The organism is Vibrio sp. 10N.222.46.A1 (genome assembly GCF_041473595.1).
In the GTDB taxonomy this organism is placed as follows: Bacteria; Pseudomonadota; Gammaproteobacteria; order Enterobacterales; family Vibrionaceae; genus Vibrio; species Vibrio tasmaniensis_A.
In genome coordinates, this window is sequence record NZ_JBFRSN010001531.1 from 1 (window position 1) to 764 (window position 764).

General features: G+C 44.6%; 1 protein-coding gene. It reads right to left on the reverse strand.

Annotated features, from left to right (window positions below; genetic code table 11):
- A partial coding sequence (locus AB4496_RS27895) for an MFS transporter (protein WP_372133272.1) occupies positions 1-764 on the reverse strand: 764 nt, incomplete at both ends.

Here is a 764-nt window from a genome sequence, read left to right on the forward strand (position 1 = left end):
GACCATGCCAGCCACAATAGGCCGCTGATCACACCTATAGACAATTGGATCACACCAAGGTTTTTAATCAAAGAGTCAGACTCGACAGAAACCAACATCATCCCCATCGCGCCACAAATCATTGACGTAAATTGAATGATTGCAACGGCAGAACCAGTGTCCTTGTCTTGTTGTTCAAGCATTAGGTTAGTACCAGGCACTCGCGTTGTGATGGTGGCTAACGTAGCTAATCCGATTAATGGGGCGAACAACCAAGCCGAAGCTTCACCAAGGCTAAAAGTCAGTACTCCACACAAAATCAGAAGCATGAAGCAGAAAGAAATAATTCGTTTTGCAGGCCAATATTGAGTAATTTTGATGTAAGCCCGAGGTCCAAATGAGGCAAATAGAGCATTTAGCGCGAAGATATAACTAAACTCTTGCTCGCTAAAATTAAAGTGCTCAACATAGATGTAAGGACCCGCAGCCACAAATGCCATCATCGACATTGGAGTAAGCGAAAATACTGCCAGTAACAACAGAAACCGTGGATTCTTGAGTACTACTCCCAGCCGTCCCCAAGATCTCACTACAGATCCGCTATAACGAGATACCAACGTTTCTGTCAGACAGAGTGAAAGCACAATCGATAAAAGGCCAAAGACACCAAGCGCAACAAAAATCATCTGCCAAGTGGCAACCTTAAGTAATAATGCCCCTATTACTGGCGCCACCATAGGTGCAATAACCACCAGCGACATAATGGTCGCCATTATCTTCTCTCG